This is a genomic window from Blautia sp. HCN-20427 (assembly GCF_037890365.1).
In the GTDB taxonomy this organism is placed as follows: domain Bacteria; phylum Bacillota; class Clostridia; order Lachnospirales; family Lachnospiraceae; genus Blautia.
Genome location: NZ_JBBKBX010000038.1, coordinates 1 through 17,893, shown reverse-complemented (window position 1 = coordinate 17,893; position 17,893 = coordinate 1). Strand labels below are relative to the sequence as shown.

At 42.5% G+C, this 17,893-nt stretch carries 17 protein-coding genes and 2 pseudogenes; 18 read left to right on the top strand and 1 reads right to left on the bottom strand.

Annotated elements, in window-relative coordinates; translation table 11 throughout:
* The 10 genes and pseudogenes from WKT17_RS15565 to WKT17_RS15520 all read left to right on the top strand — a co-directional run.
* Positions 1–199, top strand: a pseudogene (locus tag WKT17_RS15565) (hypothetical protein); the annotation flags it as partial.
* A gap of 126 nt (positions 200–325) precedes the next feature.
* Positions 326–874: a GNAT family N-acetyltransferase gene (locus WKT17_RS15560; protein ID WP_173749537.1), complete on the top strand. Its 549-nt coding sequence runs from the start codon at positions 326–328 to the stop codon at positions 872–874.
* Between the two features lie 166 nt (positions 875–1,040).
* Entirely contained in the window at positions 1,041–1,526 is a 486-nt protein-coding gene (locus tag WKT17_RS15555; protein WP_173749536.1) for an RNA polymerase sigma factor, read from the top strand.
* A 37-nt stretch (positions 1,527–1,563) separates the two neighbouring features.
* On the top strand, positions 1,564–2,091 hold the full coding sequence (locus WKT17_RS15550) for a zf-HC2 domain-containing protein (RefSeq protein ID WP_340273568.1): 528 nt from the start codon (positions 1,564–1,566) through the stop codon (positions 2,089–2,091).
* A 133-nt stretch (positions 2,092–2,224) separates the two neighbouring features.
* The gene (locus WKT17_RS15545; protein ID WP_173749534.1) at positions 2,225–2,761 is read left to right on the top strand and encodes a DUF4854 domain-containing protein; all 537 of its coding nucleotides are present in this window, start codon (positions 2,225–2,227) and stop codon (positions 2,759–2,761) included.
* A gap of 188 nt (positions 2,762–2,949) precedes the next feature.
* Entirely contained in the window at positions 2,950–3,609 is a 660-nt protein-coding gene (locus WKT17_RS15540; RefSeq protein WP_291683618.1) for an epoxyqueuosine reductase QueH, read from the top strand.
* A 90-nt stretch (positions 3,610–3,699) separates the two neighbouring features.
* Positions 3,700–5,076: an argininosuccinate lyase gene (gene argH, locus WKT17_RS15535; RefSeq protein WP_291683617.1), complete on the top strand. Its 1,377-nt coding sequence runs from the start codon at positions 3,700–3,702 to the stop codon at positions 5,074–5,076.
* Between the two features lie 176 nt (positions 5,077–5,252).
* Positions 5,253–6,338 carry an aspartate-semialdehyde dehydrogenase gene (gene asd, locus WKT17_RS15530; protein ID WP_291683616.1) on the top strand — a complete coding sequence of 362 codons (1,086 nt, stop codon included), beginning with the start codon at positions 5,253–5,255 and terminating at the stop codon, positions 6,336–6,338.
* A gap of 167 nt (positions 6,339–6,505) precedes the next feature.
* On the top strand, positions 6,506–8,551 hold the full coding sequence (locus WKT17_RS15525) for a DNA topoisomerase (protein WP_173749530.1): 2,046 nt from the start codon (positions 6,506–6,508) through the stop codon (positions 8,549–8,551).
* A gap of 2 nt (positions 8,552–8,553) precedes the next feature.
* Complete coding sequence (locus tag WKT17_RS15520; RefSeq protein ID WP_291683614.1) at positions 8,554–9,222, top strand: acyltransferase; 669 nt, start codon at positions 8,554–8,556, stop codon at positions 9,220–9,222.
* A gap of 19 nt (positions 9,223–9,241) precedes the next feature.
* Here WKT17_RS15520 and WKT17_RS15515 read toward each other — a convergent pair whose 3' ends face one another.
* Complete coding sequence (locus WKT17_RS15515; RefSeq protein WP_291683613.1) at positions 9,242–10,006, bottom strand: TraX family protein; 765 nt, start codon at positions 10,004–10,006, stop codon at positions 9,242–9,244.
* 173 nt (positions 10,007–10,179) lie between these two features.
* Here WKT17_RS15515 and WKT17_RS15510 point away from each other — a divergent pair, with 173 nt between their 5' ends.
* The 8 genes and pseudogenes from WKT17_RS15510 to WKT17_RS15475 all read left to right on the top strand — a co-directional run.
* The gene (locus tag WKT17_RS15510) at positions 10,180–11,685 is read left to right on the top strand and encodes a 4Fe-4S dicluster domain-containing protein (RefSeq protein ID WP_173749527.1); all 1,506 of its coding nucleotides are present in this window, start codon (positions 10,180–10,182) and stop codon (positions 11,683–11,685) included.
* Between the two features lie 176 nt (positions 11,686–11,861).
* The gene (locus WKT17_RS15505; RefSeq protein ID WP_291683612.1) at positions 11,862–13,142 is read left to right on the top strand and encodes a glycosyltransferase family 4 protein; all 1,281 of its coding nucleotides are present in this window, start codon (positions 11,862–11,864) and stop codon (positions 13,140–13,142) included.
* Between the two features lie 4 nt (positions 13,143–13,146).
* On the top strand, positions 13,147–14,265 hold the full coding sequence (locus WKT17_RS15500) for a glycosyltransferase family 4 protein (RefSeq protein ID WP_291683611.1): 1,119 nt from the start codon (positions 13,147–13,149) through the stop codon (positions 14,263–14,265).
* Entirely contained in the window at positions 14,235–14,828 is a 594-nt protein-coding gene (locus tag WKT17_RS15495) for a TVP38/TMEM64 family protein (protein ID WP_291683610.1), read from the top strand. Before WKT17_RS15500 ends, WKT17_RS15495 begins: the two co-directional genes overlap by 31 nt.
* 127 nt (positions 14,829–14,955) lie before the next feature.
* Positions 14,956–15,648 carry an iron-sulfur cluster assembly scaffold protein gene (locus tag WKT17_RS15490; RefSeq protein WP_173749523.1) on the top strand — a complete coding sequence of 231 codons (693 nt, stop codon included), beginning with the start codon at positions 14,956–14,958 and terminating at the stop codon, positions 15,646–15,648.
* 42 nt (positions 15,649–15,690) lie between these two features.
* Positions 15,691–16,701 carry a GGGtGRT protein gene (locus WKT17_RS15485; protein WP_173749522.1) on the top strand — a complete coding sequence of 337 codons (1,011 nt, stop codon included), beginning with the start codon at positions 15,691–15,693 and terminating at the stop codon, positions 16,699–16,701.
* A gap of 246 nt (positions 16,702–16,947) precedes the next feature.
* A complete protein-coding gene (locus tag WKT17_RS15480) occupies positions 16,948–17,220 on the top strand; it encodes a hypothetical protein (protein ID WP_330026407.1) in 273 nt (90 codons plus the stop codon).
* 185 nt (positions 17,221–17,405) lie between these two features.
* Positions 17,406–17,893 (top strand): annotated as a pseudogene (locus tag WKT17_RS15475) (tyrosine-type recombinase/integrase); the annotation flags it as partial.

The window sequence follows — 17,893 nt, the reverse complement described above, 5'->3', positions numbered from 1 at the left end:
GTTGAGTACTAAACTATTTGGACTTTGTAGTGATGAGTCTATTATCTCACATAGGATGATTTTGAAAAGGTACTCGCTATTTGGCGTTTACTTTCAATCATATATGTTTACAGGAATAATTGGCGTTGTGTTTTTTATATCAATTTTTATTCAGGCTTTTTATAATTATAAGAGATGGAAAAATGAAATTGAGGAATAAATTTTGTCCGGCTGGCATAAAAGTGAGATCGAGGAACAGGACATAACCAACAGCACCACGGTATTTCAAGGTGTAATTATGAGATTCTATATAAAAGTTTTATGTTAACAAAGGAGGAGATTGAAATTGAAATTTGAACCTATTGAAGTCAAGGATAAATTAAATAGAACTATAGTGATACGAAGTGCAATCGCAGATGATGCAGAGGATTTAATAAAATATTTAAAAGTCACTACAGAAGAAACACCATATCTGATTCGAGAGCCGGATGAGGTTGCTATTACACATGAACAAGAAGTAGCGTTTATAAATAATTGTCTGAATTCAGATAAATCTTTGCTGTTAATTGCAACATTAAATGGAAGACATATTGGTAATTGTTCTTTAAATCCAATAGGAAGTTACAGGAGATATGCTCATAGGTGCGAAGTAGCAATTGCTTTATATCAGGAATTTTGTGGATGTGGTATTGGAAGAACTATGTTGGAGCATATGCTTAAAGTGGCAACAAAGATGGGATTTGAACAAGCCGAACTTGAAGTTATTTCTGACAATAAAAGTGCAATTGCTTTGTATGAAAAACTTGGTTTTAAGAAGTATGGTTCCTTGCCCGACAATATGAAATATGCAAGTGGCCATTATGCTTCAGCAGACTGGATGATGAAAAAATTATAATGGGCATTACAATTCCTGGTTTATAGCAGACAGTTTTTTCGATAGCTGTCTGTTTTCTTTTTCTCATAATGGATAGCAGATTTTGCAATCGGACAATTTGATGTAAAAAGAGTGAAATTCCTGTAACGAAAATTATTTATAGAGTACATATAGGAGGAGGTGGAATATGGAAGAGATGGTAGAGATTTACAAAAAATATATGCCGCAGGTGTATAAATTTTTGTTTAGCCTTTGTCACGATGTTCATTTAAGCGAAGAACTAACCCAGGAAACTTTTTTTCAGGCTATGAAATCCATTGATAATTTTCATGGAGACTGTAGGTTATATGTGTGGTTGTGTTCCATTGCAAAGCATTTGTGGTATAAAGAGTTAAAGAAGAAAAAAAGAGAAACGGCGGCAGAGAATGCAGAACAGGCAGATTATCGGAATCTTACAGAGAATTCGGCCATACAGAAAGTGGAAGTGATAGAATTATATAAAAAACTTCATTTGCTGGAAGAGCCTGTACGGGAGGTCATGTATTTGCGGCTGAATGCAGATTTTACTTTCAAAGAAATTGGAGAAATCATGGGAAAAGATGAAAATTGGGCAAGAGTAACTTTTTATCGTGGAAAGCAGAAAATCAGAAAGGAGAATCGCCATGAAATGTGAAATGATTCGCGACTTATTGCCTCTGTATATTGACGGATTGACCAGTGAGGAAAGCAATCGGGAAATAGAAAAGCATTTAAAAAACTGTAGAGGATGTCAAAAATACTATCAGGAAATGACAGGTGAAATTGGTGAAGATATATCCATAAGTGAGGAAGAAATACAGGAACTTCAAGTTATAAAGAAGATAAAGAAAAAAAATAAGAGAAAAATGTTTGGGGTACTTACAGGAATTGTTCTGGTTTTGGCCGTTTGCGTGATGGTTTTGTTTACACAATGGTATAGTTCTGCGAATTCCGAAGAAGTTACGGTAGATTATGGAGTGAGAGGAAATGTTGCATATTGTGCTATAGAAACAAAGCCGGGATACTCTATGGAAATAAACGGCTCTTCGTCTCATTTAAAAATATTAAGGCTGAGAAAAACAATGAGTCCGAAAGGTCAAACGATTAGCTGGGAAGAAAAAATAGGGACAGAGGAGAACCCTTGCAAATGGACAATAGAATTTCAAGATAAGATTATGGTTATTGAAAATGGACAGTTGACAAAGGAAAAGGAAAAATAGTGATGTTTTTGAGAAGACAAACGTTTGTTGAAATTGACTAAAAACAGCACAGAATATTAAAATTTTTATTTATATTGACATTTTCCGCCTGCTCGGATAAAATGAATCTATCAAACCAAGGAGGGCTGTTTTTATGAAGAAAAAGTCTTTAAAAGTGTTGTTATGTTCCACTTTACTGGCTATGGCGCTGACTGTTTCCGCATGCGGTGAGAAGGATGCAGGAAAAGACAGTGCAGAGGTTTCCAGTGAAAAAGAAACGCAGCAGGAACAGGAAGAAAAGGAAGTGGAAAAAGAGGAATCAGAACCGGTGAAATTGGAAGATGCCGAACCCATAACCGAGAAGTTCCCGGATATTAAGTCTTATGTGGAATCTGACCTTGTACAAGAACAGTTAGATGCACAGCTTTCTTCTCTTGGAGACAGCGGTATGAGTATGGAAGTGCTGGGAGAAGACAACAAGCTGATTTACCGGTATACCATGGATGGTATTGTTAAGACAGATGCGTTGACCGAACAGCTGCAGTCTGCTATGGATGGACAGGCGGATACTTTTAAAAACGTAGCAAGTTCTTTGAAATTGGCGGTAGAGGTAGAAAATCCGGTGGTTGTAGTGGAGTATATTGATATGAATGGGGAAGTGATTCTTTCCGCAGAGTATACGACAGAATAATTTTGGTGCAGAAATGGAATACAGGCCCGGGGCTGTGAGAGAAAACAGTCCCGGATATAGAAAAAGCGAAACAAGTCTAAGAATTCTAAGATGCTCATGAGAGATTCTCTCGAAATTTCAAAATAATTCCTTGATGAAGAAAGTTTTTTTTCGTATACTTTTGTATAAAAGCAGAGAAGGGAAACAGGATGAACAGAAATTATCAAAAAGAACTGGAAAAAATCATAGAAGAAAATCAAAAACAGGGAAAGATTCCCAGGCTTTTTTTGCACAGTTGTTGTGCGCCCTGCAGCAGTTATGTGTTGGAATATCTGTCCCGGTATTTTGAAATTACAGACTTTTTCTATAACCCCAATATTTTTCCCCGGGAGGAGTACGAAAAGCGAACAGAGGAGCTGAAACGGCTGATAGAGGAAATGCCTTTGGTGCATAAGCCGGTTTTTGTGGAAGGCAGGTATTGCCCGGAGGAGTTTTTTGAAATGGCAAAGGGACTGGAACAGGCTCCGGAAGGCGGAGAACGGTGCTTTCACTGTTACCGCATGCGGTTGGAAGAGACGGCCCGCATGGCTGCAGAGGGAGGATATGACTACTTTGCCACTACGCTGACCATCAGTCCCTTAAAGAATGCGGGAAAACTAAATGAAATCGGGGAAGGGTTGGAAAAGATTTATCATGTAAAGCATCTGCCTTCGGATTTTAAGAAAAAAAACGGATATAAACGTTCTACAGAATTATCCGGAGAATATCATCTTTACAGACAGGATTACTGCGGCTGTGTTTTTTCCAGACAGGAGCGTGAAAGACAAAAGCAGGAACAAAAGGAAAAACTCTTGCGTTCAACACTATAAAGTGATAAAATTTTACACAAGATATTGTCGAAAGTGCAAAAACGAAAGAACTTCGGCGATACGGTGAAAAAGAGAGGAATGAGGAACAATATGGCACAATTATGGGGAGGTCGTTTCACAAAAGAAACAGACCGTCTGGTGTACAATTTTAATGCGTCTTTGAGTTTTGATAAAAGACTTTATAAGCAGGATATCAAAGGCAGTATGGCCCATGCTTCCATGCTGGCTAAGCAGGGGATTCTTACAGAACTGGAAAAGGAAGAGATATTATCAGGCCTGCAGGAAATTTTAAAGGATATTGAAAGCGGAAAACTGGAGTTTTCACCGGAATACGAAGATATTCACAGCTTTGTAGAGGCAAATCTGATTGCCAGAAAAGGAGACGCAGGGAAGAAGCTGCATACAGGAAGAAGCCGTAATGACCAGGTGGCTTTGGATATGAAAATGTATGTAAGAGATGAAATTCAGGAGACAGACGAACTTTTAAAAGAACTGCTGGAAACTCTTCAGAAATTAATGGAAGAAAATCTGCACACCTATATGCCTGGCTTTACCCATTTGCAGAAGGCTCAGCCAGTGACTGCAGCCCACCATTTGGGCGCTTACTTTGAGATGTTCAAAAGGGACAGAAGTCGTTTGAAGGATACAGGAAAGAGATTGAATCTCTGTCCTCTTGGAAGCGGGGCGCTGGCAGGAACTACCTACCCTCTGGACCGGGAATATACTGCGCAGGCGTTGGGCTTTGACGGTCCTACTTTGAACAGTATGGATTCTGTGGCAGACAGGGATTATCTGATTGAATTTTTGTCCGATTTATCCATGATTATGATGCATCTGAGCCGTTTTTGCGAAGAGATGATTTTGTGGAATTCCAATGAATATCAGTTCGTAGAAATTGACGACGCTTACAGTACGGGCAGCAGTATTATGCCTCAGAAGAAGAATCCGGATATTGCCGAACTGGTAAGAGGAAAAACAGGAAGGGTTTATGGGGCGCTTATGTCTTTGCTTACTACCATGAAGGGAATTCCTCTGGCTTACAATAAGGATATGCAGGAAGACAAGGAATTGGCTTTTGATGCCATGGATACAGCCAAAGGATGTATTGCGCTGTTTAACGGTATGCTGTCCACTTTGGAATTTAAAAAAGAAAATATGGAAAAGAGTGCGAAAAACGGCTTTACGAATGCCACAGATGCAGCAGATTATCTGGTGAATAAGGGTGTGCCTTTCAGAGATGCCCACGGCATTGTTGGCCGTCTGGTGCTTTACTGCCTGGAGAAGAATATTTCTCTGGACGAGATGTCTTTAGAAGCATACAAAGCCATCAGTCCGGTTTTTGAGGAAGACATTTACGAGGCTATCAGTATGAAAAATTGTGTAGAGAAGAGAAATACCATTGGTGCGCCAGGCTCAGAAGCCATGAAAGAGGTACTGAAGCAGAATAAAAAATATCTGGAAGAATAAAAAGAAATTCTTGACATTTTGGAAAAATTTGTTATAGTAGTGTTTAACGAAAACAAATGTGCGTGTAGCAAAGACGTTTGCGGCGCAAAGGCGGTTGAAACAGTAAAATGGCTGAGTCAGAAAAAGCCGGCTGCAGACAAAGCGTTTTGCAGGCATAGGGTAAGGAGAATAGACAGATGAGTGAAAAATTAAGAGTTGGAATTTTAGGAGCTACAGGTATGGTCGGACAGAGATTTATTTCTCTTCTGGAAAACCATCCATGGTTTGAAGTCGTAACAGTGGCAGCAAGTGCAAGAAGTGCAGGAAAAACATATGAAGAGGCTGTAGGAGGTCGTTGGAAAATGGCAACTCCTATGCCGGAAGCAGTGAAAAAACTTATTGTCATGAACGTGGCAGAGGTGGAAAAGGTTGCTTCTACGGTGGATTTTGTATTTTCAGCAGTGGATATGTCCAAAGAAGAAATCAAAGCGATTGAAGAGGAATATGCAAAGACCGAAACCCCTGTTGTTTCCAACAACAGCGCCCACAGATGGACACCGGACGTACCGATGGTAGTGCCGGAAATCAACCCGCAGCATTTTGAGGTGATTGAGTTCCAGAAAAAACGTCTGGGCACAACAAAGGGCTTTGTGGCTGTAAAGCCAAACTGTTCCATCCAGAGTTACGCGCCAGTGCTTACTGCATGGAAGGAATTTGAGCCATATGAAGTAGTAGCCACTACTTACCAGGCAATTTCCGGCGCAGGAAAGACTTTCAAAGACTGGCCGGAAATGGTAGAAAATATCATTCCTTATATCGGCGGTGAAGAAGAAAAGAGTGAAATGGAACCTCTTCGTCTCTGGGGCGAAATTAAGGACGGCGTGATTGAGCCGGCCAAAGAACCGGTGATTACCTGCCAGTGTGTGCGCGTTCCGGTATTAAACGGACATACTGCAGCCGTATTTGTGAAGTTCAGAAAGAACCCCACCAAAGAACAGCTGATTGAAAAACTGGTAAACTTCAAAGGACTTCCCCAGGAACTGGAACTGCCAAGTGCACCGAAGCAGTTTATTCAGTACATGGAAGAAGACAACCGCCCACAGGTACAGTTGGATGTAGATTATGAAAACGGCATGGGAATTTCCATAGGCCGTTTAAGAGAAGATAAAGTGTATGATTACAAGTTTATCGGACTTTCCCACAATACGGTTCGCGGTGCGGCAGGCGGAGCTGTGCTTTGTGCAGAAACCTTGAAAGCAAAAGGTTATATTACAAAGAAATAAATATTACGAAAGAAAAATCCGGGGAAACCAGTGTCAGATTATGCAAAAGCAGGCACTGGTTTTTCGGCTCTGAAAGGGGTAGAAAACGTCAGAAATTTGACGCATATCCCAACCTGTGTTAAGATAAAAAGCATTGTAAAGAAATTAAAAGCAAAAGAGGAGCTTTCATGAGCAAATCATTATTTATAGCCGAAAAACCAAGTGTCGCCCAGGAATTTGCCAAGGCGCTGAAATTGAATACATCCAGAAAAGATGGTTATCTGGAATCGGAAAACACCATTGTAACCTGGTGTGTGGGACATCTGGTAACCATGAGCTATCCCGAAGCCTATGACCCGGCGCTGAAAAGATGGAGTCTGGATACGCTGCCCTTTCTGCCGGAAGACTTTAAATACGAAGTGATTCCTTCGGTGAAAAAGCAGTTTGATATTGTCAGCGGACTGCTGAACCGCAAAGATGTGGAAACTATCTATGTCTGTACGGACTCCGGGCGGGAAGGGGAATATATTTACCGTCTGGTAGCCATGATGGCAGGCGTAAAAGATAAGGAACAGAAGCGAGTGTGGATTGACTCTCAGACAGAGGAGGAGATTATCCGGGGAATCCGGGAGGCGAAATCGCTTTCAGAGTACGATAACCTTTCGGCTTCGGCCTATCTGCGGGCGAAGGAAGACTATCTTATGGGCATTAATTTTTCCAGACTGCTTTCTCTAAAATATGGCAATGCGGTTTCCAATTATCTGGGCAGCCGCTACCAGGCCATTTCAGTGGGGAGAGTTATGACCTGTGTCCTGGGTATGGTGGTACGCAGGGAGCGGGAAATCCGGGAGTTTGTGAAGACGCCTTTTTACCGGGTGCTGGGAAAATTTGAACTGCAGGGACACTCTTTTGAAGGAGAGTGGAGAGCCACACAAGGCAGCCGTTATTTCCAATCCCCCCTTTTATATAAGGAAAATGGATTTAAGAAAAAGGAAACAGCAAAGGAACTGGCAGAATTACTGTCTGCCAATCCCCCTTTGCAGGCGGTGGTAGAAAAGATTGAGCGGAAAAAGGAAAATAAAAATCCGCCGCTGCTTTTTAACCTGGCAGAACTACAGAATGAGTGTTCCAGGCTGTTTAAGTTAAGCCCCGATGAAACGCTGAAAATCGTGCAGGAATTGTATGAAAAGAAGCTGGTTACATACCCCAGAACCGATGCCCGTGTGCTTTCCACTGCCGTGGCAAAAGAGATTCAGAAAAATATAGGCGGACTGCGCAGTTTTGTCCATGTGGGGGCTTATGCAGAAGAAATTCTGGCCGGACAGATGTATAAAAATCTTTTGAAAACCCGCTATGTCAATGACAAGCAGATTACAGACCATTATGCCATTATTCCCACAGGACAGGGGTTAAATGCGCTGCGAAGCGTTTCTGTGCAGGGGGAAAAGGTGTATGAAGTGATTGTGCGCAGATTTTTGAGTATTTTTTATCCTCCGGCTGTTTACCAGAAAATCAGTCTGGTGTCTGTCAGGGAAAAAGAACGGCTGTTTTCTTCTTTTAAAGTGCTGGTTTCCGAAGGGTATTTGAAGGTAAGCGGGTATTCTTTCGGGAAAAAGAAAGAGGAGGAAACCTCGGAAGAAGAAACACAGGACAGCGCTTTTCTGGAAATGCTGCAGAATATCCGAAAGGGAAGTATTCTCTCCATCCAACGGTTTTTCATCAAGGAGGGAGAAACATCGCCGCCTAAGCGGTATACCTCCGGTTCTATGATTCTGGCGATGGAAAATGCAGGGCAGCTGATTGAAGATGAGGAATTGCGGGCCCAGATTAAGGGAAGCGGAATTGGAACCAGCGCTACCAGAGCGGAAATTCTGAAAAAACTGGTAACCATTCAGTATCTGGCACTGAATAAAAAGACGCAGGTCATTACCCCCACCTTGCTGGGAGAAATGATTTTTGATGTGGTCAATGCTTCTATCCGTTCTTTATTGAGCCCGGAATTGACGGCAAGCTGGGAAAAGGGACTGACTTATGTGGCTGAAGGCAGCATTACCCCACAGGAATATATGGAGAAACTGGAACGCTTTATCCGCTCCTGGACCCAGGGGGTTCTGGGACTTAGAAACCAGCTGATGTTAAAGCAGTTTTTCGATGCGGCGGCTCAGTATTATCAAAAGGGAACGGGCAATAAAACCAGAAAAAGCAACCGATGTGATACAGAGAAAGGAAGGTAAAAATGGAACAGTTGAAAATTCAGGAATTATACAGTGATTTAAGTAAAACCATGGCAAAGGAACTGTTGGAGAGCAAAATCTATCCATGGGAAGTGCTGCCGGAAATCAGCGCTTTTTTGGTGAAGCTGGGAAATGCATTAAGCGAAGAGGAATATGAAAAAAGAGGAGAAGATGTGTGGATTGCCAAATCTGCAAAGGTGGCGCCAACGGCCTATATCCATGGCCCGGCCATTATTGGAAAAGAGGCGGAAGTCCGTCACTGTGCTTTTATCCGGGGGAATGCACTGGTAGGCGAAGGTGCGGTTGTGGGAAATTCCACAGAGTTGAAAAACGTAATTCTCTTTGATAAAGTGCAGGTACCCCACTATAACTATGTGGGAGATTCCATCTTAGGCTATAAATCCCATATGGGGGCAGGTTCTATTACCTCCAATGTAAAATCAGACAAAAAGCTGGTGGTGGTAAAAGGGCAGGAAATGCAGATAGAGACAGGATTGAAAAAGTTTGGCGCTATGTTGGGCGATGAAGTGGAAGTAGGCTGCGGTTCTGTACTGAATCCGGGAACGGTGGTGGGAAGCCACAGCAACATTTATCCCCTGTCTTCTGTAAGAGGTGTGGTTCCGGCCAACAGTATTTACAAAAAACAGGGTGAAGTAGTGGAAAAAAGATAGCTGCCTGCAGTACGGGATGTTAAATCCCGAATACTGCATAGCGCAAGGAAAATAAGAGCAGAAGATGTGCCGGATAGAAAAGGTAGAAGAAATATTTCATGCTTCTGCCTTTTTGCTGATTATACAGGTTGATGGGAAGAAAAGCAAAGCAGGCCACAGGCTCCCATAAAAGAGAGAGACATCCTGCAATGGTTTTTTCCAGAGGATAGGAATAAAACAGGTATAAAATGAGAATCAGTACAATCCCTTTCCAGTTGTAATCAGCAGCAAACAATTTTCCGAGAAGAATCCCTCCCCCTGCCGTAAAAAGCAGGAGGACGGGATTTTTTTGTCTGACGATGTCCATGAGCCAGAGGGTGAGAAAACCGATAAGAAGGGTAAACATCACGTTCTGGTAGGAAAACTCCAACAGACCGCCGTTAAAGCACAAATCAAAGGGCAGTTCAGACACACAGGCAAAAAGAAAGAGCCGCAGGGCATACTTCTTACGGTTGGAGGTATGGACAAAGCCTTCCACCAGAAGAAAACAGAAAATGGGGAAGGAAATTCTTCCTACTGACCGGAGTATCCGGTCTGCCTGATACAGGAAAGAGGTGGTTTCGAAGTCCCAGGCAGAAGAAAGCTGTTGGTTGTAAGCGGAAATTACGCCGTTTTCCAGAAAAACAGCTCCAATATGGTCTGTCAGCATGGTGACAAGGGCAATCCATTTTAGGGCGCTGCCGGTAAGCAGTGGAGGAAGCAGTGTATTTTTTGCGGTATCAGGGTATCTGATTTTATAAAACATAAGCAGTATCCTTTCTGGTGTTTTTTTTGTTTGAAGAAGTTCAAATTGCATTTATTATAGCACAAGATGCCTTTGTATTGAATAAAGTACCTGCAATTTCTTGCAAAGGAATAAAATTGTGTTTATTATAAACAACAGGGATTTCAGAAAAAATGCAGGAAAGGAAGAATGCAATGAGAAGTCTGGATACAAATGTAAAAAGAATCCGTCACAAAGTATTTAAAGAGATTGCCCGTGTGGGTTTTGAATCGGAACCGGAGACCCTGGTGGCTGATATTGAGGCCATTCCTTACCATATTGTACAGGAGAGGGCAACATACCGGGAAAGTATTTACCGGGAAAGAGCAGTGGCCAGTGAGAGAGTCCGCCTTGCCATGGGAATGTCTCTTCGGCCGGAAAATGCAGCCGTACATATTACCGCAGGTCTTGAGGCCAGCAACATTGACGAGAAATATTATGAGCCGCCGCTTATGCAGGTCATACCTTCGGCCTGTGATGCCTGTGAGCCTAAGATGTATGAGGTTTCCAATATGTGCAGAGGCTGTGTGGCGCATCCTTGTAAGGAGGTCTGTCCAAAGGGCGCTATCAGCATTGTAAAGGGCAAATCCATTATCAACCAGGAAAAATGCATTAAATGCGGAAAATGCAAATCAGTCTGTCCATATGATGCCATTGCCAAAAAGGAGCGTCCCTGTGCCAGAGCCTGTGGTGTAAATGCTATTGAAAGTGATGAATTGGGAAGAGCCAAAATCAACAATGAGAAGTGTGTTTCCTGCGGTATGTGCATGGTAAACTGCCCGTTTGGAGCTATTTCTGATAAATCACAGATTTTTCAGCTTGCCCATGCACTGAAAGAGGGCAAACAGATTATCGCAGAAGTAGCGCCGGCTTTTATAGGGCAGTTTGGGCCTGATGTGACACCGAAAAAATTAAAGGCGGCTTTGCAGGAACTGGGCTTTGCAGATGTCTATGAAGTGGCTCTGGGAGCAGATATTGGAGCAGTTGCTGAGGCACATCACTATGCAGAGAAAGTCAGCACAGGGGAACTGCCTTTCCTGCTCACTTCCTGCTGTCCTTCCTGGAGCATGCTTGCAAAGAAGTTCTTCCCGGATATGATTGGGAATATTTCTCAGGAGCTGACGCCTATGGTGGCAACTGCAAGAACCATTAAGCAGCGTTATCCGGAGGCTCATGTGGTGTTTATTGGCCCTTGTGCTTCGAAAAAACTGGAGGCTTCCAGAAAATCGGTACGAAGTGACGTGGATTTTGTCATTACCTTTGAGGAACTGGCAGGAATGTTTGAGGCAAAGGGAATTCATCCCGAAGAATGCCAGGGTGAAAGTTCTCTTCATAATGCAACTGCAGCCGGAAGAGGTTATGCGGTTGCCGGAGGAGTGGCCAGCGCAGTAGAATCCTGCCTTCATGAATATTATCCGGAGGTAGAGGTTCACATTGAGCATGCGGAAGGCCTGGCAGAATGTAAGAAAATTCTGACTATGGCAAAAGCAGGAAAATTAAAAGGCTGTATGATAGAAGGTATGGGTTGTCCTGGCGGCTGTATGGCAGGTGCGGGAACCAATGTACCTCTGGCAAAAGCAGCAGCAGACTTGAAAAAATATAAAAAAGACTCTTCCAGACAGTTACCCCCGCCGGAACTGGCGGAAATCCATCTGGATTAAGAAAATTTAAGAAAAGCGCATGAAAAGAAGAACTGCAGGTTTTTTCGGAAAGAGAAAACTGCAGTTCTTTTTTCTATATTCTTTAGAAAAACTTTAAAATTGTCTGCTTGTTCTCTTTAAATCTGTTTTTTATGATAAAGACAACTTAAGAGAAAGACCAAAAGGGGGAAATCCTTATGAAAATATTAATCACAACAGATTGGTATAAACCGATTATCAACGGAGTGGTGACATCTGTGCTGAACTTAAAAAAGGAACTGGAAGAAAGAGGACATGAGGTAAGAGTTCTGACTTTATCCAGAAGCTATGAGTCTTATAAAGAAGCAGGCGTTTATTATATTAAATCCATAAATCTGGAAAAAATTTATCCGAATGTCAGGGCTGTGCTGCCTCATACGGAAAAGCTGGTGCGGGAATTGGTGCACTGGAATCCTGATATCGTACATTCCCAGTGTGAGTTTATGACCTTTTCTTATGCGGTCAAAATCAGTAAAAAATGCAACTGTCCGCTTTTGCATACTTACCATACAGTTTATGAGGATTATATTCATTATCTGCCTGGAAGAATTTCAGAACATAAAGCCGGGGCTGCTTTAGAAAAGAAAGCGGTAGCACAGTTTTCCAGAAGCGTGCTGAAAAAAGCCAGTCAGGTGATTGTACCTACGGAGAAAGTAGAGAAGATTCTGGAAGGCTATGAAGTAAAGAAGCCGATTTCCGTGATTCCTACAGGAATTGATTTGCAGAGATTTTCCGGAGATTTATCAAAAGAAGAAAAGCAGGAATTAAAGAAAAAATGGAACATTCCTTTGGAGAATCAGGTACTGGTCAGTGTGGGACGTCTGGCAAAGGAAAAGAATCTGGAAGAATTGTTAAGGTTCTTTGCACAGATGGTAAGAGAAGAAGGAAGAGAAAAACTGACTTTTCTGATTGCCGGGGACGGACCGGACAGAGAACGTCTGGAAAATCTGACCGTGGAGCTGGAAATTCAGGACTGTACTGTGTTTACGGGCATGATAAGCCCGGAGGAAGTAGGCCGGTATTATCAGCTGGGAGATGTATTTGTGTGTGCCTCCAACAGTGAAACCCAGGGGATTACCTATATCGAAGCCCTTGCCAGTGGAGTTCCGGCCCTGTGCAGGAAAGATGATTGTTTAAACCAGGTTGTGACAGACGGATATAATGGTTTCCAGTATGACTCCTATGCATATTTTAAAATGCATTTAGAATATCTGCTGGAGAAGGAAAGCCGGAGAGTGCAGATGGGAAAATGTGCCAGAGAGACCGCCTATCTGTATTCTACCTGGAATTTTTGCACTATGGCAGAATGTCTTTATAAAGAAGTACTGGTACGACAGGGTATGGCAAAGCTTTCCCTGGCTGTACAGGAAGAAAAAGGATTTTCCAGGGAATTTCTGGCAGTCTGGAACCGGAAAAATATGTTGAGAAGAGGAGTGTAGGGTTATGAGAAAAATAAATATGTTATCAAAAGCAGATATGGTAAAAGGGCAGGGTGTGCTTTCCGCTCATGATGAGCAGGTGGCGCTTGCCAGACAGGTTATGAAGGGCAGTGCCGTGATTCTGGAAAATTCAAAAAAAGCCTGCGAAATTACGCACTATCACTCCATTAATCCGGAATACTATCTCTCGATTGACAAACGGAAAAAACAGGGGACGGCTGTGGGATATGTACACTTTTTGCCGGAAACTGTGGAAAACAGCATTTCTTTTCCAAGAGCGGTAAAGAATCTTTTCTATAAATATATGATTTCTTTTTACCGGAGAATGGATTATCTGGTAACGGTCAATCCGGTGTTTATTGACAAACTGGCACAGTACGGTATTCCCAGAGAGAAAATCACATACATTCCCAATGTGGTTTCCGAGGAGTCTTTTTATCCTATCTCCGGGGAAAAGAGAAAGAAAATCCGGAAAAAATGCCACATGGATCCGGATGCCTTTACTGTTTTATGTGTGGGGCAGCTGCAGAAGCGAAAGGGTGTCTTTGAATTTGTGGAAACAGCACGAAGAATGCCGGATTGTCAGTTTGTATGGGCCGGAGGTTTTTCTTTTGGAAAGATATCAGAAGGATACGAAGAGATTCGGGCTCTGATGAAAAATCTGCCCTCCAATGTGAAGTTTCTGGGACTGGTGGACCGAGAGAAAATGAACGAGGTCTACAATATGGCGGATGTGATGTTTCTGCCTTCCTATGAAGAACTGTTTCCCATGACCATTCTGGAATCCATGAATTGTGCTTTGCCGGTTTTGGTGCGGGATTTGCCTGAGTACAGACCCATTCTTTTTGACCATGCGTTGACTGGAAGAAATACAGAAGAGTTTGTACGGACGCTGCGCCAGCTGAAAGAAGAACCGGATTTTTATCAGAGAAGCGCGCATGCTTCCTATGAGGGTCATGAGAGATACAGCAGAACTGCGGTGGGAAACCAGTGGAAAGCATTTTATGAAAAGGTATTTCGCGAATCGGCAGAAGGAAAAAAGCTGAAAAACAAAAGGAATCTTTTAGGCAAAGAAAGAAAAGAGGAATTGGTATGGAAAAACAGAAAACAGCAGTATATCTGAATCTCTGCACACTCATAGGCCTGATAGGTATGGGGTGGTTTATCTGGTATGGAATCCGGCATCAGCTCTTTGTGTCTGCAGACGCATTAAAGGCTTTTTTAAGCCAGTTTGGCCTTTTTGCGCCGGCGCTGTTTATTGTGATTCAGATGGTGCAGGTGGTGATTCCTATTTTGCCCGGAGCAGTGGGCTGTCTGGGCGGTGTCCTGATTTTCGGACCGGTCTGGGGATTTGTATACAATTATGTGGGGATTTCCCTTGGTTCCATATTGGCCTTTCTGCTTTCCAAACGGTACGGAAGACCTTTTGTCCGTCAGATGGTGGGAGAAAAGAATTATGAAAAGTATATTGGCTGGCTGGAAAAAGGAAAGGCTTTCGATAAAGCATTTGCAGTAGCTATTTTTCTTCCTGTGGCGCCAGATGATTTGCTTTGCTATATTGCAGGGCTTACCCCTATGTCCTTGAAAAAATTTGCGGCAATTATTTTTCTGGGAAAGCCGGGTTCTATTTTTCTCTACAGTCTGGGCCTTACCGGGATTATGGGAGTGCTGCGGTATCTTTTTTAGACAGAATTTTGGAAAAAAAGAGAAAATAGGTCTGGATTTTTTTGCGGTTTTATGAGAAAATAGGTTTGAATAAGACGTTAAATGATTAACGCACTTGTAAGTATACATACTTGAAAGGAGTTTTAAAATGATTTATTCACATGAAGTAGAAACAATGTGCCCGGTAGCACAGGGCGTGAATCACGGTGCAGCTCCAATTCCGGAAGAAGCAAAGTGGGTAAAAGCAAAAGAAATCAAAGATATCTCTGGTTTAACACACGGTGTAGGCTGGTGTGCGCCTCAGCAGGGTACCTGTAAATTAACATTAAACGTAAAAGAAGGTATCATTCAGGAAGCACTGGTAGAAACTATCGGATGTTCAGGTATGACACATTCTGCTGCTATGGCATCAGAAATCTTGCCAGGAAGAACACTGCTTGAAGCATTAAACACAGACCTGGTTTGTGATGCGATTAACACAGCTATGAGAGAATTATTCTTACAGATTGTATACGGACGTACACAGAGTGCATTCTCTGAAGACGGTCTGCCGATTGGTGCTGGTCTGGAAGACCTTGGAAAAGGACTTCGTTCTCAGGTTGGTACAATGTACGGAACATTAAAGAAAGGTCCTCGTTATCTGGAAATGACAGACGGCTATGTTACAGGCATCGCATTAAACGAAGACGATGAAATCATCGGATACAAATTCGTAAGCTTTGGCAAGATGATGGACTTCATCAAAGCCGGCGATGATGCAAACACAGCATTTGAAAAAGCTCAGGGTCAGTACGGACGTGTAAACGACGCTGTTAAGATTATCGACCCACGTAAAGAGTAATCAGACGGAAGTGTCAGATATAGAAATCAGGAGGATAGAATAATGGCTTTATTTGAATCATATGAAAGAAGAGAAAAACAGATTCTGGCTGTTTTAAAAGAGTACGGAATGAACTCTATTGAAGAAGCTGCAGAAGTAACAAAAGCAGCCGGTTTAGATGTATATAAAATGGTTGAAGGTATTCAGCCAATCTGTTTTGAAAACGCAAAATGGGCTTACACAGTAGGCGCTGCTATCGCAATCAAAAAAGGCTGCAAGAAAGCAGCAGATGCAGCAGCAGCTATCGGTGAAGGTCTTCAGTCTTTCTGTATCCCGGGTTCTGTTGCAGACCAGCGTAAAGTAGGTCTTGGACATGGTAACTTAGGAAAAATGCTTCTGGAAGAAGATACAAAATGTTTCGCATTCTTAGCAGGACATGAATCTTTCGCAGCAGCAGAAGGCGCTATCGGTATTGCTGAAAAAGCAAACAAAGTTCGTAAAGAGCCTCTTCGCGTTATCTTAAACGGATTAGGAAAGGATGCTGCTCAGATTATTGCTCGTATCAACGGATTTACATATGTAGAAACAGAATACGATTACTACACAGGCGAATTAAAAGAAGTATTCCGCAAAGCATACTCTGATGGACTTCGTGCAAAAGTAAACTGCTACGGAGCAAACGATGTTCGTGAAGGCGTGGCTATCATGTGGAAAGAAGACGTTGACGTTTCTATCACAGGTAACTCTACAAACCCGACACGTTTCCAGCACCCGGTAGCAGGTACATACAAGAAGGAACGTATCGAAGCAGGAAAGAAATACTTCTCTGTTGCATCAGGCGGTGGTACAGGACGTACTCTTCACCCAGACAATATGGCAGCAGGCCCGGCTTCTTACGGTATGACAGATACCTTAGGACGTATGCACTCTGACGCTCAGTTTGCAGGTTCTTCTTCTGTACCGGCTCACGTGGAAATGATGGGGCTTATCGGCGCAGGTAACAACCCGATGGTTGGTATGACTGTAGCTGTAGCTGTAGCTGTTGAGGAAGCAGCTAAGGCTGGAAAATTCTAATATAGGGGCGAAAAACCTTGATTTTAAGGGGCTTCTCAAGTCGTAGTTCGGCTTGGGGAGTCCTGTTTTTTGTCTAAAAGACTCATAAAAGCCACACGCAAGCCACACTCTACAAGCCACACAAGCCACACTTGAGTTTATGGTGGGTTAAGGCTTTCTCATATTAGGGTTTTTGAACAGATGCTAGATACGCTTGGAGTTCATTTAATTTATGGTGAAAAATTTATTTGGGAGGAGTGTGTCTATATGAGACGTGCAAATGGTTCTGGTAACATTTATAAGATGAAAGGAGGTAAGTGGAGAAATCCTTGGAGGGTGAGAGTCACCGTAGGCTGGGAGTTAAATCAAGAAACAGGCAGATGTAAACAGAACTTAAAGACCATAGGTTATTATCCAACGAGGGCAGAAGCTGAGGCAGCTTTGGTAGCCTATCAGGAATGCCCTTATGATTTGGATGCGAAAGATATTACATTTAAAGAATTGTATGAAAGGTGGTCAGAGGACTATTTTAAGAATTGAGCAGTATATCTTCGGAAAGAACAATAACCTCTGCGTATCGTTATTGTAGTGCCTTGTATAATATGAAAATGCGTGATATCAGGGTTTATCATCTACAGGAATGTCTGGAAAAAGGGTATGTTATCCCAGATAGGGGTAAGGAGAAAGGACAGAGGAGATATGCGTCTGCCTGCACAAAGGGGCGTATGAAATCTATGTTCAACTTGATGTTTGACTGGGCATACGCACGAGAAGTTGTAGACAGGAATTATGCAAGGGCATTTGAAGTAGATAAAGATGTCAGAATACAGCAAAGACGTGAAAAGCGTAAGAATGAAATTTTTACTGCGGAAGAAATTGCTTTGCTGTGGGAGAATGTAGAGAAAATTGCATTTGCTGACATGGTGCTTTGTGGTATCTATTCAGGTTGGAGACCGCAAGAACTTTCTATCTTGCGTATTGCTGATATTGACTTGGAAGAAGATGTCATGTATGGCGGTATGAAAACAGAGGCAGGAAAAGATAGATGTGTTCCCATTCACCCGCTAATAAAACCTTTAATTGAGAAAAGATACGCTGAAGCAAAGGAGATAGGCAGTGCCTATTTGTTTAATGATGTAAACGGTCAGCAGGGGACTTACATGACGTATGATAAATATAGGGGAAGATTTAATAAAGTTGTGGAAAGACTTAA